Source organism: Modestobacter sp. VKM Ac-2982, assembly GCF_026967935.1.
Taxonomy (GTDB): Bacteria; Actinomycetota; Actinomycetes; order Mycobacteriales; family Geodermatophilaceae; genus Modestobacter.
This window is the reverse complement of sequence record NZ_JAPVBL010000003.1, coordinates 86006-108159: the sequence shown is the minus strand read 5'-3', so window position 1 is coordinate 108159 and position 22154 is coordinate 86006. Positions and strand designations below refer to the sequence as shown.

The following is a 22154-nucleotide window of genomic DNA, read 5'->3' as shown; positions in this document are numbered from 1 at the left end:
CACTCCACGGATGCGTGCTGGACCACACCGGAGGGGTAGCGGCCGTGCATGGGGCAGCTGAACGATCGTGATGGTCGACCAGATCCGCAGCAGCCCGATGAAGAGAGGCTGGACCGGGAACTCGCCGAGCTGACGTCGGAACTGCGCGTGGTGATACCCGGCGCGACGGTGCTGTTGGCCTTCTTGCTCACCGTGCCGTTCGCCTCGGGCTTCCCGCGGTTGAGCCCAGGGAATCAGGGCGTCTTCTTCCTGGCCTTCATCTCGACGGCACTGGCCGTCGTCCTGCTCCTGGCGGAAGGCGCCTATCACCGGCTCCGAGGGAAGCCGCACGACAAGGGGCTGCTCATCAAGACGGCGACCAGGCAGATGGTGGCCGCACTGGCGCTGCTCGGTGTCGCGCTGGTCTCGGTCGTGTTCCTGGTCACCGACGTCCTGTTCGGCCCGTGGGCATCGGTGCCGGTGTCCACCGCGGTCTTCGTCATCCTGGTCGTCAACTGGTTCGGCCTGCCCTTGCTGCGCCGCTGGCGCGGTGATGCCGACGCCCGGGACGGGCGCTGAGGTGGGCACCCGGCCTGGGACACTGGGGCCATGCGGTTCCTCGGTGACGCCCGCCCGGCCCACGACCTGACCTACGCCGACGTCTTCATGGTGCCGGCGCACTCGACGGTCGGCTCCCGGCTGGAGGTCGACCTGACCACGCCTGACCGGGTGGGGACGACGATCCCGATCGTCGTCGCCAACATGACCGCGATCTCCGGACGGCGGATGGCCGAGACGGTGGCCCGGCGGGGCGGGCTCGCCGTCCTGCCGCAGGACATCCCGGTCGACGTCGTCACCGAGGTCGTCTCCTGGGTCAAGCACCGGCACCCGGTCTACGACACCCCGATCACCCTCCTGCCCACCTCCACGGTGGGCGAGGCGCTGTCGCTGCTGACCAAGCGGGCGCACGGCATCGTCGTGGTGGTCGAGGGCGGCGCCCCGGTCGGCGTGGTCACCGACGGCCAGTGCCAGGGCGTCGACCGGTTCACCCAGCTGGCCGAGGTGATGACCCGCGACCCGCTGACCATCCCGGCCGGCACCGACCTGCCCAAGGTCTTCGACGTCCTCTCCGGGGAACGGGTGAGCGCGGCACCGGTGGTCGAGGGCGACCGGCTGGTCGGCGTCGTGACCCGCAAGGGCGCCCTGCGCTCGGCGATCTACACCCCGGCCACCGGGCCGGACGGCCACCTGCTCACCTCCGCGGCGGTCGGCATCAACGGCGACGTCGCCGGCAAGGCCAGCGCCCTGCTCGCCGCCGGGGTCGACGTGCTGGTCGTCGACACCGCGCACGGGCACCAGGAGAAGGCGCTGGAGGCGGTGGCCGCGGTGCGCGCCGTGGCCGGCTCCACCCCGGTCGTCGCCGGCAACGTGGTGACCGCGCAGGGCACCCGCGACCTGATCGAGGCCGGGGCGGACGTCGTCAAGGTCGGCGTCGGCCCGGGCGCCATGTGCACCACCCGGATGATGACCGGCGTCGGCCGCCCGCAGTTCTCCGCGGTCGAGGAGTGCGCCGCCGCCGCCCGCGAGCTCGGCAAGCACGTCTGGGCCGACGGCGGCGTGCGGCACCCGCGCGACGTCGCGCTGGCGCTGGCCGCCGGCGCGGCGAACGTGATGGTCGGCTCCTGGTTCGCCGGCACCTACGAGAGCGCCGGGGACCTCTACGACGACGGCGCCGGCCGCCGGTACAAGGAGAGCTTCGGGATGGCCTCGGCCCGGGCGGTGAAGGCCCGGACGTCGACGCAGAGCGGTTTCGACCGGGCCCGCGCCGGGCTGTTCGAGGAGGGCATCAGCTCCTCGCGGATGTACCTGGACCCGGCCCGGCCCGGCGTCGAGGACCTGATCGACCAGGTCGTGGCCGGCGTCCGCTCGTCGTGCACGTACGCCGGCGCCCGCACGGTCGACGAGCTGCACGAGCGGGCGGTGCTGGGTGTGCAGAGCGCAGCGGGCTACGAGGAGGGCCGCCCGCTGCCGACCAGCTGGTGAACCGGCACTGATGGACGCGATCCCGCTCCGCCGCTTCGAGGAGCTCGTCGCCGACGCCCTGGACGAGGTGCCCGAGGAGCTGATGGCGCTGCTGGACAACGTCGTCGTGCTGGTCGAGGACCGGAACCCCGAGGAACCGGACCTGCTGGGGATCTACGAGGGCTACGCACTCACCGAGCGCGGCTGGGACCACTCGGGGGCGCTGCCGGACCGGATCATGGTCTACCGCGAGGCGATCTGCGACATCTGCGAGGACGAGGAGCAGGTGGCCGAGGAGGTCACGATCACCGTCGTCCACGAGATCGCCCACCACTTCGGCATCGACGAGGAGAAGCTGCACGCCCTCGGCTGGGGGTGAGCCTCCGGGTAGCGTTCGATGACGTGCCTGAGGACGACGCGAACACCGGCGGGTTGCCGATCAAGATGCTGCACGACCGGCTGCTGGTCTCCCTCCGCAGGGAGGACGGTGACCGCCGGTCCAGCGGCGGGATCCTCATCCCGGCGACCGCCCAGGTCGCCAAGCGGCTGGTCTGGGGCGAGGCCAAGGGCATCGGCCCGAGCGTGCGGCAGGTCAAGGTCGGCGACCAGGTGCTGTTCTCCCCGGAGGACCAGCACGAGGTCGAGGTGCACGGCGAGGACCTGATCATCCTGCGCGAGCGCGACGTGCACGCCGTCGCCGCCGAGCGGATCGAGGAGTCGACCGGCCTCTACCTCTAGGCGGGCAACCCCGGCACGACCCCGCGCAGCCGCGGGTCGGCGGAGATCTGCGCCAGCAGGTCGTCGGGCAGCTCGTCCTCGCAGTCCACGCCGCGGGCGATCAGCTCCCGGTACTGGGCGATCTTGGCCTGCACCACGGTCAGGTCGTCGCGCAGCTCGACCATCCGCTGCTCGATCTGGGCGCACTGCTGCTCCAGCAGCGCCATCCGCTCCGGGTGGTTCGCCAGCTCCCCGCCGCCGAGGGTGACGAAGCGCCGGACGTCGGCCACCGGCATCCCGGTGCGGCGGAGCGCCTGCACGAGCCGGATGAACCGCAGCGCCCCCGGCGGGTAGCGCCGCCGGCCGTCGGCGCTCCGCTCCACGAGCGGCAGCAGCCCCTCTCGCTCGTACCAGCGCAGCGTGTCGATGCTCAGGCCGGTCTCCTCGGAGACCTGCCGGATGCCGAGGGACGTCTCCCGGGTGACCGCGGTCATGACCGCCAGGCTAGGCGGCGGCACGGCGGGCCATCCCGTCCTCGGCCGCCCGACCGGTGATCGCGGCCATCAGCAGCACCGCGCGCCGCCGGGTCAGCAGCCGCACGGCCCGGACCGAGGCCCGGTTGGCCCGGCCGACCGCCACGCTGGGCGGCGGGTCGCGCCGGTCGAGCGCCCGGAACGCAGTGGCCACCACCTCCTGCGGCGACTGCCGGCCCCGGCCGCCGTCGGCGGCGTCGTTCCCCAGGACGTCGAAGAACTCGGTGTCGGTGGCGCCCGGCGACAGGGCGAGCACCCGCAGCCCGCTGTCCAGCGACTCCTGCCACAGCGCCTCGGTGAAGCTGAGCACGAACGCCTTGCTGGCCGCGTAGACCGCCATGTCCGGGCTCGGCACGTAGGCGGCCATGCTGGCCACGTTGACCAGCACGCCGCTGCCTGCCCGCAGCCGGTCGATGAAGGCACGGCTGACGTCGACCAGGGCGGTGACGTCGACGGCGATCTCCTCGGCCAGCCGGTCGGCGTCCTCTCCGGCGAAGGGCCCGTGCGTGCCGAACCCGGCGCAGTTGACCACGCTGGTGACCGCGATGCCCTGCCGGTCGACCTCGGCGGCGAGCGCCCGCCCGGCCGCCGGCCGGGCCAGGTCGAGCGGGACGACGCGTGCGGTCACCCCGTGGGCCGCGGTCAGCTCGGCCGCCAGGCCCGCCAGCCGGTCGGCACGACGGGCGACCAGCACCAGGTGCGAGCCCCGGGCGGCCAGCTGGCGGGCGAACTCCGCACCGATCCCCGCGCTGGCCCCGGTGACCAGCGTCGTCTGCCCGCGCCAGTCCACCCGGCTCACGGGGCCACCGCCAGCACGAAGCGGTACCGGACGTCGCCCCGGGCCAGCCGCGCCCACGCCGTGTCGACCTGGTCCAGCGGGAGCGCCTCGACGTCGGCGGTGAGGCCGTGCGCGCCGCAGAAGTCGAGCATCTCCTGCGTCTCCACGGTGCCCCCGGAGCCGGAGACGGTCAGCGTGCGGCCCAGCAGGCTCATCGGTGAGACCACGTACTGCTCCGGCAGCCCGAGCACGCACAGCGTCCCGTCCAGCCGGAGGGCCCCCAGGTAGGGCGCGAGGTCGTGCGCGGCGGAGGCGGTGTCCAGCACGAAGTCCAGCCGGCCGGCGACGGCGTCCATCGCCGCGGCGTCGGTGGACAGGACGACATCGTGCGCGCCGAGGGCCCGGGCGGCGTCCGCCTTGGCCGCCGAGGTGGTGAACACGGTGACCCGGGCGCCGAGTGCGACGGCGAACTTGACCGCCAGGTGGCCCAGCCCGCCGAGGCCGACGACGCCGACCTGTGTGCCCGGCCCGACGCCCGCGCGGTTCAGCGGCGACCAGGTGGTGACCCCGGCGCACATCAGCGGCGCGACCGCGGCCGGGTCGAGCCCGGCGGGCAGGGCGTAGACGAAGGCGTCGCGGACGACGTACTCGGTCGAGTACGCGCCCTGGGTGGGGCTGCCGTCGTGCAGGTCGCGCCCGCCGTAGGTCGTCGCGGGGAACTCGCGACAGTAGGGCTCGCGGTGGGCCAGGCAGTTGTCGCACCGCCCGCACGAGTCGACGATGTTGCCCACGGCGACCGGGTCGCCGACCCGGAAGCGGGTGACCTCGGCCCCGACCGCGGTCACCTCGCCGGTGAACTCGTGGCCGGGCACCAGCGGCGGGGCGCCGGCCGCGAGTGACCCGACGGCGTGCAGGTCGCTGTGGCAGACGCCGACGTGGGTGACCCGGACGGCGACGTCGTCGGGCCGCAGCTCCCGACGGGTGAACTCGATCGGCCGCAGCGGCTCGTGCGGGCCGTGGGCGGCGAGGCCGGTGACTGCTCTCATGCCGGGGACGCTAGGAGCTGGAGTGGACTCCAGCGCAAGCCCTGCCCCGGGCGCACGTGACGAGACGGTCCCGCCCAGAGGATGTGCAGCGGGTGCCCGAGAGGGCACACTCTGTGATCATGGGTACGGGGTCGGGACGACGGTCAGACCGCCGTCCCGGCGCGGAGCCGGGCCACCCACTCCTCCGCTGCGGCGAAGGCCTGGTCGCCCACCCGCTCCTCCACCGGCTTGCCCGGCTGGTCGTCGACCCGGGGGTAGGAGCCGAGGAAGCGCACCTCGGCGCAGATCCGGTGCAGCGCGGCCAGTGCGTCGCCCACCCGCCGGTCGGTGACGTGGCCCTCGATGTCGATGGAGAACGAGTAGACGCCGAGCCGTTCACGGGTCGGCCGGGACTCGATGCGGGCCAGGCTGATGCCGCGCACCGCGAACTCGGCCAGCAGGTCCAGCAGCGCACCGGTGCGGTCGTGCACCACGGCCCAGATCGTGGTCTTGTCCGCCCCCGTCGGGGCCGACAGCGCGCCGGGCGGCTCCACCAGCACGAAACGGGTCACGGCGCCGGGGTGGTCGGCCAGGTCGGGGACGAGCGTGTCCAGGCCGTAGCGGTCGGCGGCGATCGCCGCGCAGACCGCGGCGTCGAACTCGCCCTCGGCGACGCGGCGGGCGGCGTCGGCCGTGGAGGCGGCCGGGACGACGTCGGCCCCCGGCAGGGCCTCGGCGAGCCGGCTGCGGCACTGGGCCAGCGCATGTGGGTGGCTGGCCACGGTGCGCACGTCGGCCGCTGTGCTCCCCCGCCGGACGGCGAGCACGAAGGCCACCTGGAGGAAGACCTCGCGGGTGATCACCAGCGGGTCGCCGGCGACCAGCCCGTCCATCGTGGCCGGCACGGAGCCCTCGACGGAGTTCTCCAGCGGCACCAGGGCGGCTGCGCACCCCCCCGTCCGCACGGCCGTCAGCGCGGCCTCGACGCTGGCCTCCGGTCGGGTGCCGACCACTCCCAGCGCCCCGGTGACCGTGCCGAGCGCGGCCTCGGCGAAGGTACCCTCGGGACCCAGATAGGCGAACTCCGTCGGGGCTGTGCTGCGTGGTGCAGTCGGCATCCGGCGAGGGTAGTGCGGCCGTGTCGGACCCCGACTCCCGTCGGGTCACCGGTACGGGGGGAGCTGCTTCGCCACCGGCCGGACACGTGCACCTCGCGTGCCCCGACAGCTGAGTGGAGGGACGCGTGACCCCAGGGCTCCCCGCCGACGAGCGGCTGCAGACCGCCCGCTGGCGGCTGCTGACCGCCAGCGCCGCCGAGGACGCCCAGGTGTTCGCCGACGAGTTCGGCCGGGCCGCGGACGACCTGAGCGCCTCCGGCGAGCCCTGCTGGGACGCGTGGTCGGCCGCCTTCACCGCGCGCGCCGCCCTCTTCGACGACGACCTGGACGGCGCTGCGGACGCCGTGGGGGCGGCCCGGGCCGCGCTCGCGGAGTGCCTCCCGTCCGCCGAGCACGCCCTGACGCTGGCCTACCTGGCGCACCTGGAGGTGGCCGCCGACCGGTTCGACGCGGCGATGCACCTGGCCGTGGACGCCAGCCTGCTCGCCGACCAGCTGTCCGGGGAGCCACCCAGCCGTCCGCTGCACCAGGCCCACCACTGGCTGTCCCTCGCGCTGACCCGGCTGGACCTCGAGGAGCTCGCCGTGGCCCAGTCGCTCCGCGGCGCCCGGGTCGCTGCCGCCCTCCCCGACCTCGGCGACCAGTGGCAGCTGCTCCGGCTGTGCGCCCAGCAGCACGCCGAGCTCGCCCAGACGGTGCACCGGCGCGGCCAGTCCGACCGCTCGCACCAGCTGGCCCAGGCCGCGCTGGAGTGTGCGACCAGTGCCCGCGCGCTGCCCTGGGAGCCGAGCGACGCCGACGCCGACCTGCTCGACGTCGTCCAGGCCTGGGCCTTGACCCTGGCCGGTCAGCTCGACGACGCGCTGCCGCCGCTGCGTCGGGTGCGCCGCCACCTGGCCGCCGGGGACGGCGGGATGTGGCTGGTCGGGTACACCGGCCTGGTCCTGGCCAGGCTGCTGAGCCGGTCGTGCGCCGGCCGGCCCGGCGCCGACCGCGGTGCGGGCGAGGAGGCCGTCGGCCTGCTGGTGGACGCCTCCGGCGCCTTCGCTGCCGTCAACGACCGCCGCCGGTACCGCCAGTGCCTGCTGGAGCTGGGGCAGACCACCGCGGCGATGGGGTCGACGACCGAGGCGCTGCACTGGTTGGAGGCCTACCGGGCCGAGACCACCCGGGCGCACCGGCGCGGGCGGGAGCTCTGGGCGGAGATGTTCGTGCGCCGCAGCCGGTTGCGCGAGGCGGAGCGGCAGACCGCCGTGCTCCGCCGGCATGCCCTCGAGGACGCGCTGACCGGCCTGGGCAACCGGCGCAGCGCCGAGCGGCGGTTGGCCGAGCTGCCGCTGGACGGCGACCCGGTGTCGCTGGCCGTCGTGGACGTCGACGGCTTCAAGGCCGTCAACGACCAGAACTCGCACCTGCACGGCGACGCGGTGCTGCGCCGGGTCGCCGAGCTGCTCCGCCAGCACAGCCGCACCGGCGACGAGGTCTTCCGCTGGGCCGGTGACGAGTTCGTGGTCGTGCTGCCGAGCACCACCGAGGCACAGGCCCTGGTCGCGATGGAACGACTGCGCAGCGCCGTCGCCTGCGCCGAGTGGGGCGACCTGCAGATGCCCGCACCGGTGACCGTCAGCATCGGCGTGGCCACCACCGGCCCGGCCGGCGCCCCGGGGCAGCAGACCTGGCGGGAGCTGTTCGACCGGGCCGACCTGAACCTGTTCGGCGCCAAGCGGGGCGGCCGCAACCGGGTGTGGGCGTCCGGTGGGCTGCAGCAGCCCTCTGCGTCCACCGCGCGGTCCGGCGTGCTGCCGGCCGACGCCTCGGTCGACGACCTGGTGGCGGAGGTGCTCGGCACGACCCCCCGACGGCCCGGCTGGGCCTTCGACGACGGCGCGGAGGTCGCCTCGTGAGGTCGTGGCGGGTCCGGGAGAGGTCCGTGGGGCAGGAGGGGCCGGCCGACGCGCCGGTGCGTGACACGCCGCCGACTCCGGGGCACAGTGCCCTGGTGCCACCCGGTCTCCTGCACCAGCAAGTGAGCTCAGCGCTCACGAACTGGCAGCTGGACACGGCCGAGGCGTTGCTGCGCGAGATCGACGGCGAGCTGCCGGCCGCCCCGGTCGACGACCACTCGGCGGCGCCGCTCACCTCGCTCGCCCGCGCCTGGGCGGACACCCTCCGCGCCGAGCTGCTGGTCCGGCGCCTCCGGCGGGCCGGCTACTCCCTGCTGGGCGACCCCCTGGTCGAGGGCGGCCCCGAGCAGGAGGGCCCGCTGGACCAGCACGACCCGGACGAGGCCGTGGACCGCGACAGCCGCTCGGAGTCGGCCACTCAGGCGGCGCTGGCCATCTCCCTGGTCCGCTCGGCGCGCGCGGCCTTCGACGCCCAGGACGACGACCTGCAGCGGGCCGCCGGGCTGGTCCGGCACGCCCGGATCGAACTGCTGTCCCGCCGGGTCGACGCGGCCATGGACGAGGCGGTCGAGTCGGCCAGCCTGCTGGACCCGGCCCTGCCGCCGAGCCCGCTGCTGGTGCACACGTTGAGCTCGCTGGCCGCCGTGCTCGCCGACCTGGAGCTCATGCCGCTGGCGCTGGACTACCAGCGCCGGGCCGCGGACCTGACCGCCGAGGCGATCAGCGCGGCCAGCCCGGTCTCCGCGGACGACGCCGTCGACGCGCTCGCCGCCGAGGCCGCCACCCGGCTGGCCGCGCTCTGCGCCGAGGTCGGCGAGGGGCTGCTCGACGACGGCGGCGCCGACGCCGCGGCCCCGCACTTCGCCGAGGCCCGCGACCTCGCCGTCCGGGCGCTGGGGCAGCTGTACCCCGGCGTCCCCGGGCTGCTGGACGCCCAGGTCGTGCACGGCTGGGCGCTGGTCGGCCTGGGTGAGCACGCCGCCGCCCGGTCGCTGCTGAGCAGCGTCGTCTCCGCCGCGAAGGGCGCGGACGACCTCGCGCTCCTGGCCTCCGCAGAGCTGGGCCTGGGCCGGGCGCTCCGCCGCTCGGGTGACCCGCGGGCCGCCGACGACCACCTGGCCACCGCGCTGGCCACCGCCACCGAGCACGGGCTCCCGCGGCTGCGCCGGGCCGCGCTGCGCGAGCTCTGCACGCTGCACGCCGAGCTGGACGACGCGGCCCGGGCACTGCCCTACCTGCAGGCCTACCTCGCCGACGAGCTGGACCGGGTCGACGAGCGGCGCACCCGCTGGGTCGAGCTGTTCGGCCGGCGCAAGAGCCTGCTGGAGACCGAGCGGGCCGCCGGCCAGCTGCGCCGCCAGGCCTACGAGGACCCGCTCACCCACCTGCCCAACCGCCGCTACGCGGAGGCCCGGCTCGACGGGCTGCTGTCGGCGGGGGCGGTGCCGGCGCTGGCCGTGGTCGACATCGACCGGTTCAAGGCGATCAACGACGCCGCCGGGCACCCGACCGGCGACGCCGTGCTCCGGGCGGTCGGCCAGCTGCTGGTCGACGGCTGCCGGGACACCGACGAGGTGTGCCGCTGGGCCGGTGACGAGTTCGTCATCCTGCTGCCGGACACCACCTCCGAGCAGGCCGAGCGGGCGATGGAGCGCATCCGCCGCTCGATCGCCACGCACGACTGGTCCGCCCTGGGCGTCGAGGTGCCGGTGCGGATCAGCGTCGGCATCGCCCAGGCGGCCCGCGGCGACGACCGGCGCACCCTGTTCGCCGCCGCCGACGGGGTCCTCTACGACGCCAAGCGGGCCGGGCGGGACCGGGTCGTCCGGCTCTCCGGCGTCACCCAGACGCGGGCCGTCGACACCGCCCCGGACGCCATCGACGCCCCCGTGGCCGAGGCCGACCCGACCGCGGAGGACACGGCGCCGGTGGCCGTCCCGACGTCGTCCACCGTGGGTGAGGTGACCTCCCCGCTCCCTGAGGACCGCCACGAGCAGGCCGAGGACGCCACCGGTGGCTTCGCCCCGTTGCTGGTCGAGCCGGCCGCCGACGACGCCCCGGCCGACCAGCCGTCCCCCCGGCTGCCCAGCCCGCTGGACGAGCTGTTCGGCGGCCCCCCGACCCACCCGGCAGCGCCCCGGGTCGCCGAGCCGGTGGCCAGCCCCGCCCCCGCCGCGGCGGCCGTGCCGCCGCCGGTGCTGTCCCCGGTCCCCGTCGCGCCGGTCCTGGCGACCGGCCCGGACGTCATCTGGGGCACCGGTCGCAGCACCGAGCAGGTGCTCGCCCTGGTGCGCGAGGCCCGCCGGGAACACCCCGGCCACCCGGCGGTGGTGGTGCGGGCCAGCGCCGACACCCTCGTCGCGCTGGCCACCGAGCACGACGCCTACACGACGATGGACGCCGCGGCGATGTCCGCCGCGGTCGGCCCGGTGCCCGAGCCGGTCGGCCGGGTCGGCGTGCTCTGCGCCAGCAGCGGCGACACCCCGATCGCCGCCGAGGCGGCCTTCGTCGCCCGGGTCACCGGCACCGAGGTGGTGCGGGTCGACGACGTCGGCGGCAGCCGGATCCACCCGCTGCTGACCGACCGGTCGCTGCTCACCGACGTCGACTGCCTCGTCGTGGTGGCGGGCCTGGACGCTGCGCTGGCCAGCGTGGTGAGCGGGCTGACCGAGGTGCCGGTGGTCGCCGTCCCGACGTCGGCCGGCCAGGGCGCCAGCTCCTTCGGCGGGTTCAGCGCGCTGCTCACCATGCTCAACTCCGCCGCACCCGGCGTCGTGGTCAGCAACATCGACAACGGCTGGTCCGCCGGCGTGTTCGCCGCCCGCATCGCCCGGAGGACGGCCGCCCTCCCACCGAGTTGATCGTCGGCGTCCGGCTGCCCTGCCCGGCGTGTCGGGCGACCACGTGCCGATGATCGACTCGGTCAGGTCATGATCGGCGCGTGACCATCGGGTGGCTGGACCTCGCCGCGGGCGCCTCCGGGGACATGCTGCTCGGGGCGCTGGTCGACGCCGGGGTGCCGTTGGAGGTGCTCGCCTCGGCCGTGGCTGCGCTGCCGGTCGAGCGGGTCAGGCTGACCGCCGAGGCGACGAGCCGGCACGGGCTGGGCGCCACCCGGGTGCACGTGCACGCCCCGGCCAGCGACGTCCACCGCACCTGGGCCGACGTCCGGTCGGTCCTGGCCCACGCCGCGCTGCCCCCCGCGGTCCGGGACGGTGCCCGGGCCGTCTTCGAGCGGCTGGCGGTCGCCGAGGGCCGGGTGCACCGGGTCCCCGCCGACGAGGTGCACTTCCACGAGGTCGGCGCGCTGGACGCGCTGGCCGACGTGGTGGGTGTGGTCGCCGGGTTCGCCCACCTCGGGCTGGAGCGGCTGAGCGCCTCCCCGGTCGCGCTGGGCAGCGGGTCGGCCCGCGGGGCGCACGGCGTGGTACCGGTGCCCGGTCCCGCCGTCCTGGAGCTGCTGCGCGGGGTGCCGGTGGTCGCCGGGCCGGTGCCGGCCGAGACGTGCACCCCGACGGGCGCGGCGCTGGTCGCGGCGCACGTCCAGGAGTGGACGACGCTGCCGCCGATGCGGGTCGCCCGGGTCGGCTCGGGCGCCGGTGGCCGGGATCCGGAGCAGCTGCCCAACCTGGTGCGGCTGGTGCTCGGCGAGCCGGTGGACGAGCCGGCCACCGGGCTGCTGCTGGAGACCAACGTCGACGACCTGGACCCCCGGCTGTGGCCCGGGGTCCTCGCCGACCTGCTGGCCGCCGGCGCCTCGGACGCCTGGCTCACCCCCATCCTGATGAAGAAGGGCCGCCCGGCGCACACCCTGTCGGTGCTGTGCCCGCCCTCGGTGCGCGCCTCGGTGCAGGACGTCGTCGTGGCCGCAACCTCGACCATCGGGCTGCGCGTGCAGCCGGTGCAGAAGGTCGCGCTGCAGCGGACCGAGCACAGCGTCGCGGTCCTCGGCGGCTCGGTGGGCGTCAAGGTCGCGCGCCTCGACGGCCGCGTCGTGAACGTGAGCGTGGAGTTCGAGGACGTGGCCGCCCTGGCCCGCTCCCTCGGCCTGCCGGCCAAAGAGGTGCTGCGGGCGGCGACCGCAGCCGCACACCGGGTCCACCCGGGGGCGTCGGCTACGCTCCTGGACCGAGAAGGGGAGTAGCCCCCCGACCGCTGGTCGACATGCTGGCGCGCTCGCGCGCCCGGTCAGCGGGCCCGCGTCGCCGCGGGTGGGCGAGACCTTCCGCCCGCAGTCCACCCATCGGTGCGCTGCCGGACGGAGGCGCCCCTCAGCCCCGCCGGTCGGCGCGAGCAGAGAGAGAACTCGTGGTCCTGTCCGTCGTCCTGGCCGCCTTCGTGCTGATCCTCCCCGTCGAGCTGCCCGACAAGACGCTGTTCGCCACCCTGGTGCTGGCCACCCGCTTCCCGCCGCTGCCGGTGTTCGTCGGCGTCGGCCTGGCCTTCGGCCTGCAGGTGGCGATCGCGGTGACCGCCGGCAGCCTGCTCTCCCTGTTGCCCGAGGCGGTGGTCAGCGCCGTGGTCGCGGTGCTCTTCCTGACCGGCGCGGTGCTGCTGTGGCGGGAGTCCCGCAAGGGCGGCGACGAGGACGCCGCCACCGTCCAGACACGGGAACAGACCTCGTTCGTGCGCGCGGCGGCGATCTCCTTCGGCGTGCTGTTCGCCGCCGAGTGGGGTGACCTCTCCCAGCTGGCCACCGCCGGGCTGGCCGCCCGCTACGAGGAGCCGCTGTCGGTCTTCGTCGGGGCGTGGGCGGCGCTGCTGGTGATCTCCGGGCTGGCCGCGTTCCTGGGCCGCAAGCTCGCCGACCGTCTCCCGGTGGCGCTGCTGCACCGGATCGCCGCCGGCCTGTTCCTGGTGTTCGCCGTCATCGCGGTGGTGGAGACCGTCCGGGCCCTGACCGGCTGAGCCCCGCCGGTCAGCCGCCGCCCCCTCCCCCACCGCCGCCGAGCATCCAGCTGCTCCGGTTGACGGCGCCGCGGGCGTCCGGGTCAGCCGGGTCGTCGGGGCGCGCGGGGTCGTTGCCATTGCGCCCGGCCCCGCTCCCGCGACCGGTGGCCCGGACCCCCAGGCCGACGAGCGCGAGCAGCAGCACCCCGATGACCACCAGCAGCAGCACCTCGCCCATGCCGGCAGCCTAGAACCGCCGGGCGCTCCCCGCGGCGCACCCGGAGGGGGCAGACCCCGGCCGGGACGGTCAAGCGCCGTCGGGATCACGTCGACTCCTCCTGCACGCCCGGCGCGCGCCGGGACCGGAGCAGGGAGAGGTCATGCAGACGATCAGGCTCGAGGAGTCGCAGGACGTGCTGGTGCAGACGGCGGCGGTCGTCGCCGCCCAGCGCCAGTTCGCGCAGCGGCTGCGGCAGCGGACCGTGGCGGACCCGCTCACCGGCCTGCCGGTGCGCAGCCTGCTGATCGACCGGCTGGAGCTCGCCCTGGCCGCCGCCGGCACGACCACCGGCCGGCTCGCCGTCCTCTCCTGCGACCTCGACGGCCTCGCCGTCCTGGCGGACACCCACGGCTCCGCCGTCGCCGACGCCGCCCGCGCCGAGGCGGCCGGCCGGCTGGTCGGCGCCGTGCGGCAGGGGGACGTCGTCGCCCGGATCAGCGCCCAGACCTTCGTGCTGCTGTGCCCCGGCCTCCAGACCGCCGAGGACGCGCAGGGCATCGCGCTGCGCGTCGCGGCCGCGTTCGACGCGCCGCTGCGGCCGGGGCCGGGCGTCGAGCACCACGTGCGGCTCAGCGTCGGGGTGGCGCTCTCCGGCCGGGCCTCGACGCCGGAGTCGCTGGTCGCCTCGGCCAACGAGGCCATGACCTCGATCCAGCACGACCGCCAGGGCACCGGCTCGGACGACTGAACGGCCCGGTCAGCGCTGCGTCGGTCAGCGCTGCGTCGGTCAGCGCTGCGTCGGTCAGCGCAGCGTCGGGATCCACTCCGCCAGCGCGCGGCCGATCTCGTCCGGTGAGTCCTCGGGCACGAAGTGCCCACCCGGCACGGTGACCTCGGTCAGCGCCGGCCACCGCCGGACCTTCTCGCGCTGGCGGCCGACCAGGATCGACCCCGGCTCGGTGTTGACGAACAGCTTGGGCACGTCGCTGTGCGCCAGCCACTGGCCGTAGCGGTCGACGACGTCGTGCACCCCCGGCGGCACGTGCTCGATCGGGAGCTGCCGCGGCCACTCCAGCGTCGGCCAGCGGTCGGCCCGCTCGCGGAACGGCGCCCGGTACCGGTCGTGCGCCTCCGCGGACAGCCCGCGCCGCACCTCGGCGGCGAGGATCTTCTCCACGAACACGTTCTGGTCGAGCACCTTCCGCTCGCCGTCCGCCCCGCGCATCGCCTGGAAGACCGGCTTCGCCGCCCGCGGCCAGTCCGCCCAGAGCATCGGGGTGACGATCGCCTCCATGAAGGCGATCCCGCGCACGGCGTCGGGGTGCTGGGCGGCCCAGTCGAAGCCCAGCCCCGAGCCCCAGTCGTGCAGCACCAGGGTGACCCGCTCGGTGGCGCCGACGGTGTCCAGGAACTCGGCCAGGAACTGCGCGTGCCGGTCGAAGGAGTAGCTGCCCGGCCCGGGGTCGGCCAGCTTGCTCGACTCCCCCATGCCGATCAGGTCGGGGGCGAGGCAGCGGCCCAGCTGCCGCACGTGCGGGATGACGTTGCGCCACAGGTAGGACGACGTCGGGTTGCCGTGCAGGAAGACGATCGGGTCGCCCTCCCCCACGTCGACGTAGGCCATCTCCTGGTCGGCGACCTGCACCCGCGAGCGCGGGAACGGGTCGTCGGCGGACAGGGGCGTGCGGACGTCGTCGGCCATGCCCTGGGGTCTCCCCGCCGTCCCCCCGCCCGAACCACCCCGACCACCAAAATGGCCATTTTGGTGGTTCGGGGGTTGCGCCTGACGCGACGTCAGGCTGTTGCGTCGTCTCTGTCACCGAGAGAGGAGGGGCGATGAGCTGGACGGTGGGTGAGCTGGCCCGGCTGGCCGGGGTCACGGTGCGCACGCTGCACCACTACGACCGGATCGGGCTGCTGCAGCCCAGCGAGCGGACGTCGGCGGGCTACCGCAGCTACGACGTCCACGACCTGGACCGGCTTCAGCAGGTGCTGTTCTACCGCGAGCTCGGGTTCCCCCTCGACGAGGTCGCGACCCTGCTGGACGACCCCGACGCCGACCCCGCGGTGCACCTGCGCCGGCAGCACCGGCTGCTGCGGGACCGGCTCGATCGCACGCAGGCGATGGTCGCGGCCGTGGAGAAGGAGATGGAGGCACGGCAGATGGGGATCTCCCTGACCCCGGAGGAACGGTTCGAGGTGTTCGGCGACTGGCTCCCGGAGGAGTACGCAGCGGAGGCCGAGGAGAAGTGGGGCGACACCGACGCCTGGGCACAGTCCCAGCGCCGGACGGCGGCGATGAGCAAGGAGGACTGGCTGCGGGTCAAGGCCGAGTCCGACGACGTCGAGCGCCGGTTCGCCGCCGCACTGGCCGCCGGTGTGCCGGCCGACTCCACCGCGGCGATGGACCTGGCCGAGGAGCACCGGCAGCAGATCAGCCGGCACTTCTACGACTGCTCGCCGGAGGTGCACACCGGGTTGGGCCGGATGTACGTCGAGGACGAGCGGTTCACCGCGTACTACGAGCGGATCGCGCCGGGTCTGGCGCAGTACGTGAGCACCGCCGTCCAGACCAACGCCGCCCGCCAGGGCTGAACTCGCCCGGAGGGGCCGAAGTCGCGACTTCGGCCCCTCGGGTGAGGGACAGCCCCTCGGGCGAGGGACGTCACGTCCCCCCAGCGCGGTCGGCCGGACGGTGGGCCGCATCCTGGTCGGGTGGGTTGGGTGATCGGGCGACTACAGCAGCCCTGGGTGCAGCGGATGGTCCGGGCGGCGCTGGCGGCCGGGCTGTCGTGGCAGGTGGCGTTGCTGCTGCCGCCGATGCTGTCGGAGTACGCCTACTACGCGCCGCTGGGTGCGGTCATCGCGGTCAGCCCGACGATCGCCGACTCCGCGTCGGCGGCGTGGCGCAGCCTCGCCGCCATCCTGGTGGGCTTCGCCTTGGCCGTCGTGGTCTACGAGGTCACCCGGGCGGTGCCGAACGCGCTGACCATCGCGCTGATCGTCGCCCTGGCGATCGTGGTCGAGCAGTGGCGGTCACTGTTCCGCGAACAGGCCAACTGGGTCAGCTTCGCCGCCGTCCTGATGCTGACGGTCGGGACGTCGGACCCGGCCGAGTACGCCGTCCGCTACGCGGGGCTCACCCTGCTGGGCGCGGTGATCGGCGTCCTGGTGACGACGGCGCTGTTCCCGCCGCTGCAGCTGACCACCGCCGTCGAACGGATCGCCCGGACCCGGGAGACGCTGGCCGCCCACCTGGAGACGATCGCCGTGGCGCTGCGCAACGGCCAGCTCCCGGCCCCGCACGAGTGGGAGGAGCAGGGCGAGGCGCTGGACGCCGCCCTGGACCAGATGCGCCGGGCCGAGACGCAGGTCGAGCGGGCCCGGCGGGCGAACCCGCGGGCGAACCGGTGGCAGGGCACGGCCGGCAGCATCCGGGCGCAGTCCCGCGCGCTCGACCGCGTCGCCGTCCTGGTCGACGACCTCACCACGCTCGTCGTGGAGTTCCAGCCGCACCGGCGCGGGCTGGACCGGGTGGACGACGGCACCGGCTGGGTCCTCGCCGACGCACTGGAGGGCCTGGCCGGCGTGGTCCGGCTGCCCTTCCACGCCGCCGAGGACCAGCCCGACGACCGGGACGCCGCGATCGCCACCGCGGTGTCGGCGTCGAACCGGCTGACCGCGCTGCTGCGCAGCTCCGAGATCGCCGACGACGAGGGCTTCTTCGCCCTCGGCGCGGTCACCGTCGGGATGCACCGGTCGCTGCAGACGCTCGAGGCGCACGTGCGCTTCCCCGCCCCTGCCTGACGCCAGGAACGGAAACCGGACGACGCCGTCCCTGAGCACGGCTAAGGTCTGGCGTTCGTGAGCCGCATCGGTCAGGTCCTGGTCCCGGCGCGGCTCGGCACCAGCTTCCGCTGGCTGCTGGCCTCGTCCTGGACGACGAACCTCGGGGACGGGGTCGCCCTGGCCGCCGGGCCCCTGCTGGTCGCCTCGCTCACCCGGGACGCCTTCCTGGTGGCGCTGGCCGCGACGGTGCAGTGGCTGCCGCCGCTGCTGTTCGGCCTCGTCGCCGGAGCGCTGACCGACCGGCTGGACCGGCGGCTGATCGTGCTGACCGTCGACCTCGCCCGCGCCGTCGTCCTCACCGTGCTGACCCTGGCGGTGGCGACCGACCGGGTGTCCATCGCCGCGGTGCTGGCGGCGCTGTTCCTGCTCGCCACGGCCGAGGTGTTCGCCGACAACAGCTCGCAGACGCTGGTGCCGATGCTGGTGGCCCGGGAGGACCTGGCAGTCGCCAACGGGCGGCTGCAGACCGGGTTCATCACGGTGAACCAGCTCGCCGGCCCACCGTTGGGCGCCGCGCTGTTCACCGTCGGTGCGGCGTGGGCGCTGGGCGTGCAGGCGGTGCTGGTGGCCCTCGGGGCGGTGCTGGTCACCCGGGTGCTGCTGCCTCCCCGGGAGCGGGTCGCGGGCCGGCGGACGGCGATGCGGCACGACATCGCCGAGGGACTGCGCTGGGCGCGGCACCACGCCGCCGTCCGCACCCTGGTGCTGACCATCGCGATCTTCAACGTCACCTTCGGCGCCGCCTGGTCGGTGCTGGTGCTCTACGCCACCGAGCGGATCGGGCTGGGCGAGATCGGCTTCGGGCTGGTGACCACCGTGGGCGCGGTCGGGGGCATCGTCGGCGGCCTGACGTACGGCTGGATCACCCGCCGGGTCAGCCTGGGCGACCTGATGCGGATCGGCCTGATCGTGGAGACGCTGACCCACCTGGCGCTGGCCCTGACCACGAGTGCGTGGGTCGCCCTGCCGGTCTTCTTCGTGTTCGGGGCGCACGCCTTCGTCTGGGGGACGACGTCGGTCGCCGTCCGGCAGCGGGCGGTGCCGGCGGCGCTGCAGGGCCGGGTGGGCAGCGTCAACGTGGTGGGCGTCTACGGCGGGCTGGTGGTCGGCTCGGGCATCGGCGGGGTGCTCGCCCAGCACTTTGGCGTGACCGCCCCGTTCTGGTTCGCCTTCGCCGGGTCGGCCGTGTTCGTCGTGCTCATCTGGCGCTCGCTGCGGCACATCGCCCACGCCGACGAACAGCCGGTGCCCGCGCCGATCTGACCCGTGCCGAGCGGTGTCACACCCGGATGATCAGCTCCCCGTGCAGCATGCCCAGCCAGCCGTCGTCGGCCTCGGCCCACTGCAGCCAGGCCGCCGCGATCGTCTCCAGCTCGCCCGGGGTCGCGAGCCCGGCGCCCACGGCCTGCTCGGCGAAGGCCGAGGCGGTCGCCCGCCCGGCCCAGGACCGCCCCCACCAGGCCCGCTCGTCCGGGGTCGCGAAGCACCAGGCCGACGTGGTGGCCACGGTGTCCCGCAGCCCGGCGGCGTGCGCCCAGGACCGGAGCCGCCGGCCGGCGTCCGGCTCGGCCCCGTTGGCCCGGGCCACCCGCTGGTAGAGGTCCAGCCAGCGGTCCAGCCCCGCGGACGCCGGGAACCAGGTGGTGGCGGCGTAGTCGACGTCGCGGACGGCGATCAGGCCACCGGGCCGGCAGACCCGGCCCATCTCGCGCAGCGCGGCGACCGGGTCGGTCAGGTGCTGGAGCACCTGGTGGGCGTGCACGACGTCGAAGGAGTCGTCGGTGGCGGCCAGCGCGTAGCCGTCGCCCACCCCGAACTCCACCGCCACGCCGGCCCGCTCGGCCAGCGCCCGGGCCTCCGCGAGCGGCGCGGGCGACACGTCGAGCCCGATCACCCGCCCCGGCGCCACCCGGGCCGCGAGGTCGACGGTGATCGTGCCCGGGCCGCAGCCCACGTCGAGGACGTCGAGCCCCGGGCGCAGCCAGGGCAGCAGGTACCCCGCGGAGTTCTCCGCCGTCCGCCACCGGTGGGCCTGCAGGACCGGCTCGGCGTGCCCGTGCGTGTACGTGTCCACCCCGTCACCCTGCACCGTCGGACCAGAGAGTGGAACACCGTTCCCGCTGGGTGGGCAGGATCGGGGTGACACGAGCACCGCCACCAGGCAGTCGGCACCGACCGAACACGTTTCGCCAGCTCGACGGGGGTATCGGAGCTGTGTGTCCAGCGGCCTCGATCCTGCCGCCGGCGAGGTGGTCCCGGGCGAGGACGAGACCGGTCCGTTGCTGCGGCTCTCCGGCCGCATCGACCGGGAGGTCGTGCGCCGCTTCCGGTTGCTGGTCCCGCCGTCGGCCTGGCCGGATCGGGTCGACCTCTCCGCGGTCACCGCGATCGACGCCGCGGGGCTGCAGCTGCTGGTGCACCTCAGCCGCAAGCCCGAGCGCCGCGGGGAACGACTGCGGCTGCTGGCCGTGCCCGCCGAGCTGCAGCCGGCGCTGACCCGAGCCGGGCTGTCCCGCCTGCTGTCCCGGGACGGCGCAGCCTCCCCCACCGCCGGAGCTGCCGCGGACCCGGACCGGCCAGCGCCCTCCTGACCACCCTGCCCCGGTGACTGGCGCCGGACCACCCGGTCAGGTTAGCCTCGCCTCACTCGACGCGAGGATGGTGTGATGGGTCTGCGACTGCCGGTCGGCGGTGTCACGGTGCTGCTGGGTCCCGCTGGCGCACGGGCGGCGACCATGGCCGCCCTGGACCCGGACAGTGCCCGGTGCGCCGGAGGGCACGCCTTCCTCGCCGTGACCCGGCTGACCGCCGCCCCCGGCGACAGCGTGCAGCAGCGGCTGGACGACGTCGAGGGAGCGCGCACCGGGCCGGCGTCCGTCGTCCTGGTCGACCACCTGACCGATGGCCTGGCCGCCGACGACCGGCGCACCGTGCTCGCCGCGCTGCGGCCGGTAGCGACCGCGGGCCGCGCCGTCCTCGTGGACGACGGCGACCCCGTCGCGGCGCTCTCGGTGTCCAACACCGTGCTGCGCACGCCCGCGCTGGCCCTGGAGCCGGTGGCCGGCGCCGACGAGCTGGAGCAGCTGGTCGCGTGAGCCGGCACCCCCGCAGGGACGCCGGCGGGGGTCAGCGGGTGCTGTAGGTGAGGCAGTCGGCCGCGTCAGCGCCCGAGCCGACCTGCACGGCGGACGCGCGGCACTCGAGGGCCTCGTTGTGCACGCAGTCCGAGCGGTGGCAGGCGCCGACGACGCCGGTCCGCTCGAGCCCGGCGCGGAACGAGATCTCGACGAAGGTGCCGCAGTGGGCGTGGTCGCCGCCGACGGTGATGGCGCCGGCGTGGCAGGCGTGGTCGGCGTTGTACGAACAGCTGTCGACCGAGCAGTCCTGCACCTGGGGCATGTCCAGCATCTGGGTCATGACCCGAGGTTGACAGCTCCGCGGGACGCCCGCCAGCCAGGAGAGGCTGCCCTGATCGGCGCCCGCGGCCCTGACCAGGCGCCCTCCGATCAGCGGCCCGACAGGCCGGTCAACCCCGCGGGCGCCGGCCCGGTGGCGGGAGCCTGGCCGCCAGTGCACGGGCGGCGAAGCCCCCCACGACAGCAGCCGCGACGAGCACCAGCAGCAGCCCGGCCGACCCGATCTGCTCCACCTGGAAGAGACCCAGCAGGACGAGCAGCAGCGCGGCCACGAGCAGCGACAGGCCCGCGGCCAGCAGCACGACGAGCCAGCGCGGCTGCCCGCCCCGGGCGGCCGACGGAGGGGGGTGGTCGGCAGGTGTCACCGCCGCAGTCCACCACGACGACCGGCTCCCCTGCGGGACCGCACCGACGGACTCACCCGTTCCGGGCTGGCCGACCCGAGCAAGATCCAGCAGGCTCGGGCCATGCCCGCCCCGATCCCCGTGACCCCCGGCGTGACCAGCGAGGTCGGCCGGCTCCGCACCGTGCTCCTGCACCGCCCCGGCGCCGAGCTGCGCCGGCTCACCCCCCGCAACAACGACGAGCTGCTCTTCGACGGCGTCCCCTGGGTGGCGCGCGCGCAGGAGGAGCACGACGCGTTCGCGGCGGCGCTCACCGAGCGCGGGGTCGAGGTGCTGCACCTGGACCGGCTGCTGGCCGAGGTGATGGCGCTGCCGGCCGCCCGTGCGGAGGTCATCGCCGCCGCCGTCGACGACCCGCGGCTGGGCGCCACCCTGCAGCACGCCACGACCGCCCACCTGGACGGCCTGGCGCCCGAGGACCTCGCCACGGCGCTGATCACCGGGGTCGCGCACGACGAGCTCCGCGGCGGCCGCGGGCTGGCCTACGAGCTGATGGGGCGCGGGGACTTCGTCGTCCCGCCGCTGCCCAACCTGATGTTCACCCGCGACTCCTCGGTGTGGGTCGGCGGCCAGGTCGCCGTCACCTCGCTGGCCATGCCGGCCCGCGACCGGGAGAGCGCGCTGACCGCGGCGCTGTACACCCACCACCCCCGGTTCGCCGGTGTCGAGCAGCTCTACGGCCCGCACCTGGAGCACCTCGAGGGCGGCGACGTGCTGCTGCTGTCCCCGGGCGTCGTCGCCGTCGGCGTGGGCGAACGGACCACGCCCGGCGGCGCGGAGCGACTGGCCCGGCGGGTGCTCGACCGGGGGCTGGCGCACACGGTGCTCGTCGTCCCGATCGCCCAGCAGCGGGCGACCATGCACCTGGACACCGTCGCCACCATGGTCGACGTCGACGCGATGGTCATGTACCCGGCGATCGCCGACCACCTGCAGGCCTGGACCGTGACGGCCGGGGACGCGTCCCCCGACACGGCCGAGCTGTCGGTGCGGGGCCCGCAGCCGTTCCTGATCGCCGCCGCGCAGGCGATGGGGATCGACCGGTTGCGGGTGATCGACACCGGCCTCGACCCGGTGACCGCCGAGCGGGAGCAGTGGGACGACGGCAACAACACCCTCGCGCTGGCCCCGCGGCTCGCCGTCGCCTACGAGCGGAACACGGTCACCAACGCCGCCCTGGAGGCCGCCGGGATCGAGGTGATCGCGATCGCCGGCTCGGAGCTGGGCAGCGGCCGGGGCGGCCCGCGGTGCATGAGCTGCCCGGTGCTGCGCGACGCCGTCCCCGCGTAGTCCGATCGG

General features: G+C 75.2%; 24 protein-coding genes. 15 read left to right on the top strand and 9 right to left on the bottom strand.

Annotation, left to right across the window (positions count from 1 at the left end):
• Positions 1-48: 48 nt before the first annotated feature.
• From O2W20_RS11250 to O2W20_RS11235, 4 genes are read left to right on the top strand one after another with little or no spacing between them, the layout of a single operon-like run.
• Positions 49-558 (top strand): DUF6328 family protein, encoded by a 510-nt coding sequence (locus O2W20_RS11250; protein ID WP_269172535.1) that lies wholly within the window; start codon positions 49-51, stop codon positions 556-558.
• A 30-nt stretch (positions 559-588) separates the two neighbouring features.
• The gene (locus O2W20_RS11245) at positions 589-2022 is read left to right on the top strand and encodes a GuaB1 family IMP dehydrogenase-related protein (RefSeq protein WP_269172536.1); all 1434 of its coding nucleotides are present in this window, start codon (positions 589-591) and stop codon (positions 2020-2022) included.
• 10 nt (positions 2023-2032) lie between these two features.
• Positions 2033-2380 (top strand): metallopeptidase family protein, encoded by a 348-nt coding sequence (locus O2W20_RS11240; RefSeq protein WP_269172537.1) that lies wholly within the window; start codon positions 2033-2035, stop codon positions 2378-2380.
• A gap of 23 nt (positions 2381-2403) precedes the next feature.
• Positions 2404-2739: a GroES family chaperonin gene (locus O2W20_RS11235; protein WP_269172538.1), complete on the top strand. Its 336-nt coding sequence runs from the start codon at positions 2404-2406 to the stop codon at positions 2737-2739.
• On the opposite strand, the gene O2W20_RS11230 is transcribed toward O2W20_RS11235, so the two are convergent.
• The 4 genes from O2W20_RS11230 to pheA all read right to left on the bottom strand — a co-directional run bounded on the left by O2W20_RS11230 (position 2736) and on the right by pheA (position 6172).
• On the bottom strand, positions 2736-3212 hold the full coding sequence (locus O2W20_RS11230) for a MerR family transcriptional regulator (RefSeq protein WP_269172539.1): 477 nt from the start codon (positions 3210-3212) through the stop codon (positions 2736-2738). The genes O2W20_RS11235 and O2W20_RS11230 overlap by 4 nt on opposite strands.
• 10 nt (positions 3213-3222) lie before the next feature.
• Positions 3223-4050, bottom strand: coding sequence for an SDR family NAD(P)-dependent oxidoreductase (locus O2W20_RS11225; protein WP_269172540.1), 828 nt, complete (start codon positions 4048-4050; stop codon positions 3223-3225).
• Positions 4047-5075 carry an NAD(P)-dependent alcohol dehydrogenase gene (locus O2W20_RS11220; protein WP_269172541.1) on the bottom strand — a complete coding sequence of 343 codons (1029 nt, stop codon included), beginning with the start codon at positions 5073-5075 and terminating at the stop codon, positions 4047-4049. The genes O2W20_RS11225 and O2W20_RS11220 overlap by 4 nt, the downstream gene beginning before the upstream one ends.
• A 143-nt stretch (positions 5076-5218) precedes the next feature.
• Positions 5219-6172 carry a prephenate dehydratase gene (gene pheA, locus O2W20_RS11215; protein ID WP_269172542.1) on the bottom strand — a complete coding sequence of 318 codons (954 nt, stop codon included), beginning with the start codon at positions 6170-6172 and terminating at the stop codon, positions 5219-5221.
• A 125-nt stretch (positions 6173-6297) separates the two neighbouring features.
• Here pheA and O2W20_RS11210 point away from each other — a divergent pair, with 125 nt between their 5' ends.
• The 4 genes from O2W20_RS11210 (at position 6298) to O2W20_RS11195 (ending at position 12984) form a co-directional block, all read left to right on the top strand.
• Complete coding sequence (locus O2W20_RS11210; RefSeq protein WP_269172543.1) at positions 6298-8076, top strand: GGDEF domain-containing protein; 1779 nt, start codon at positions 6298-6300, stop codon at positions 8074-8076.
• Positions 8077-8171: 95 nt separating this feature from the next.
• Positions 8172-10937 (top strand): diguanylate cyclase domain-containing protein, encoded by a 2766-nt coding sequence (locus O2W20_RS11205; RefSeq protein WP_269172544.1) that lies wholly within the window; start codon positions 8172-8174, stop codon positions 10935-10937.
• A gap of 80 nt (positions 10938-11017) precedes the next feature.
• Positions 11018-12220: a nickel pincer cofactor biosynthesis protein LarC gene (gene larC, locus O2W20_RS11200; RefSeq protein ID WP_269172545.1), complete on the top strand. Its 1203-nt coding sequence runs from the start codon at positions 11018-11020 to the stop codon at positions 12218-12220.
• A gap of 164 nt (positions 12221-12384) precedes the next feature.
• Positions 12385-12984, top strand: coding sequence for a TMEM165/GDT1 family protein (locus tag O2W20_RS11195; protein WP_269172546.1), 600 nt, complete (start codon positions 12385-12387; stop codon positions 12982-12984).
• A 10-nt stretch (positions 12985-12994) separates the two neighbouring features.
• On the opposite strand, the gene O2W20_RS11190 is transcribed toward O2W20_RS11195, so the two are convergent.
• The gene (locus O2W20_RS11190) at positions 12995-13204 is read right to left on the bottom strand and encodes a hypothetical protein (protein WP_269172547.1); all 210 of its coding nucleotides are present in this window, start codon (positions 13202-13204) and stop codon (positions 12995-12997) included.
• Positions 13205-13346: 142 nt separating this feature from the next.
• Between O2W20_RS11190 and O2W20_RS11185 the strand changes: the two genes are divergently transcribed.
• A complete protein-coding gene (locus O2W20_RS11185; protein WP_269172548.1) occupies positions 13347-13934 on the top strand; it encodes a GGDEF domain-containing protein in 588 nt (195 codons plus the stop codon).
• Between the two features lie 54 nt (positions 13935-13988).
• On the opposite strand, the gene O2W20_RS11180 is transcribed toward O2W20_RS11185, so the two are convergent.
• Complete coding sequence (locus O2W20_RS11180) at positions 13989-14888, bottom strand: haloalkane dehalogenase (RefSeq protein WP_269172549.1); 900 nt, start codon at positions 14886-14888, stop codon at positions 13989-13991.
• A 134-nt stretch (positions 14889-15022) separates the two neighbouring features.
• Between O2W20_RS11180 and O2W20_RS11175 the strand changes: the two genes are divergently transcribed.
• The 3 genes from O2W20_RS11175 (at position 15023) to O2W20_RS11165 (ending at position 18298) form a co-directional block, all read left to right on the top strand.
• The gene (locus tag O2W20_RS11175; RefSeq protein WP_269172550.1) at positions 15023-15781 is read left to right on the top strand and encodes a MerR family transcriptional regulator; all 759 of its coding nucleotides are present in this window, start codon (positions 15023-15025) and stop codon (positions 15779-15781) included.
• 120 nt (positions 15782-15901) lie between these two features.
• Positions 15902-16993, top strand: coding sequence for an FUSC family protein (locus O2W20_RS11170; RefSeq protein ID WP_269172551.1), 1092 nt, complete (start codon positions 15902-15904; stop codon positions 16991-16993).
• Between the two features lie 57 nt (positions 16994-17050).
• Positions 17051-18298, top strand: a complete 1248-nt coding sequence (locus O2W20_RS11165; protein ID WP_269172552.1) for an MFS transporter — start codon at positions 17051-17053, stop codon at positions 18296-18298.
• A gap of 16 nt (positions 18299-18314) precedes the next feature.
• Here O2W20_RS11165 and O2W20_RS11160 read toward each other — a convergent pair whose 3' ends face one another.
• On the bottom strand, positions 18315-19109 hold the full coding sequence (locus O2W20_RS11160) for a methyltransferase domain-containing protein (RefSeq protein ID WP_269172553.1): 795 nt from the start codon (positions 19107-19109) through the stop codon (positions 18315-18317).
• A gap of 142 nt (positions 19110-19251) precedes the next feature.
• On the opposite strand from O2W20_RS11160, the gene O2W20_RS11155 reads away from it, so the two are divergent.
• Complete coding sequence (locus O2W20_RS11155; protein WP_269172554.1) at positions 19252-19626, top strand: STAS domain-containing protein; 375 nt, start codon at positions 19252-19254, stop codon at positions 19624-19626.
• A 75-nt stretch (positions 19627-19701) separates the two neighbouring features.
• Positions 19702-20130, top strand: coding sequence for a hypothetical protein (locus tag O2W20_RS11150; RefSeq protein ID WP_269172555.1), 429 nt, complete (start codon positions 19702-19704; stop codon positions 20128-20130).
• Between the two features lie 31 nt (positions 20131-20161).
• Here O2W20_RS11150 and O2W20_RS11145 read toward each other — a convergent pair whose 3' ends face one another.
• Positions 20162-20452 carry a DUF1540 domain-containing protein gene (locus O2W20_RS11145; protein ID WP_269159376.1) on the bottom strand — a complete coding sequence of 97 codons (291 nt, stop codon included), beginning with the start codon at positions 20450-20452 and terminating at the stop codon, positions 20162-20164.
• 109 nt (positions 20453-20561) lie between these two features.
• Positions 20562-20816 carry a hypothetical protein gene (locus tag O2W20_RS11140; protein ID WP_269172556.1) on the bottom strand — a complete coding sequence of 85 codons (255 nt, stop codon included), beginning with the start codon at positions 20814-20816 and terminating at the stop codon, positions 20562-20564.
• A gap of 102 nt (positions 20817-20918) precedes the next feature.
• Between O2W20_RS11140 and O2W20_RS11135 the strand changes: the two genes are divergently transcribed.
• Positions 20919-22145, top strand: coding sequence for an arginine deiminase (locus tag O2W20_RS11135; RefSeq protein ID WP_269172557.1), 1227 nt, complete (start codon positions 20919-20921; stop codon positions 22143-22145).
• Positions 22146-22154: the final 9 nt, after the last annotated feature.

What these genes read in the sequence shown, in the direction of transcription:
- O2W20_RS11250 (WP_269172535.1), top strand. Translation starts at nt 49, where the DNA reads ATGGGGCAGCTGAACGATCGTGATGGTCGACCAGATCCGCAGCAGCCC.
- O2W20_RS11245 (WP_269172536.1), top strand. Translation starts at nt 589, where the DNA reads ATGCGGTTCCTCGGTGACGCCCGCCCGGCCCACGACCTGACCTACGCC.
- O2W20_RS11240 (WP_269172537.1), top strand. Translation starts at nt 2,033, where the DNA reads ATGGACGCGATCCCGCTCCGCCGCTTCGAGGAGCTCGTCGCCGACGCC.
- O2W20_RS11230 (WP_269172539.1), bottom strand. Translation starts at nt 3,212, where the DNA reads ATGACCGCGGTCACCCGGGAGACGTCCCTCGGCATCCGGCAGGTCTCC.
- O2W20_RS11220 (WP_269172541.1), bottom strand. Translation starts at nt 5,075, where the DNA reads ATGAGAGCAGTCACCGGCCTCGCCGCCCACGGCCCGCACGAGCCGCTG.
- pheA (WP_269172542.1), bottom strand. Translation starts at nt 6,172, where the DNA reads ATGCCGACTGCACCACGCAGCACAGCCCCGACGGAGTTCGCCTATCTG.
- O2W20_RS11190 (WP_269172547.1), bottom strand. Translation starts at nt 13,204, where the DNA reads ATGGGCGAGGTGCTGCTGCTGGTGGTCATCGGGGTGCTGCTGCTCGCG.
- O2W20_RS11185 (WP_269172548.1), top strand. Translation starts at nt 13,347, where the DNA reads ATGCAGACGATCAGGCTCGAGGAGTCGCAGGACGTGCTGGTGCAGACG.
- O2W20_RS11180 (WP_269172549.1), bottom strand. Translation starts at nt 14,888, where the DNA reads ATGGCCGACGACGTCCGCACGCCCCTGTCCGCCGACGACCCGTTCCCG.
- O2W20_RS11175 (WP_269172550.1), top strand. Translation starts at nt 15,023, where the DNA reads ATGAGCTGGACGGTGGGTGAGCTGGCCCGGCTGGCCGGGGTCACGGTG.
- O2W20_RS11150 (WP_269172555.1), top strand. Translation starts at nt 19,702, where the DNA reads ATGGGTCTGCGACTGCCGGTCGGCGGTGTCACGGTGCTGCTGGGTCCC.
- O2W20_RS11145 (WP_269159376.1), bottom strand. Translation starts at nt 20,452, where the DNA reads ATGACCCAGATGCTGGACATGCCCCAGGTGCAGGACTGCTCGGTCGAC.
- O2W20_RS11135 (WP_269172557.1), top strand. Translation starts at nt 20,919, where the DNA reads ATGCCCGCCCCGATCCCCGTGACCCCCGGCGTGACCAGCGAGGTCGGC.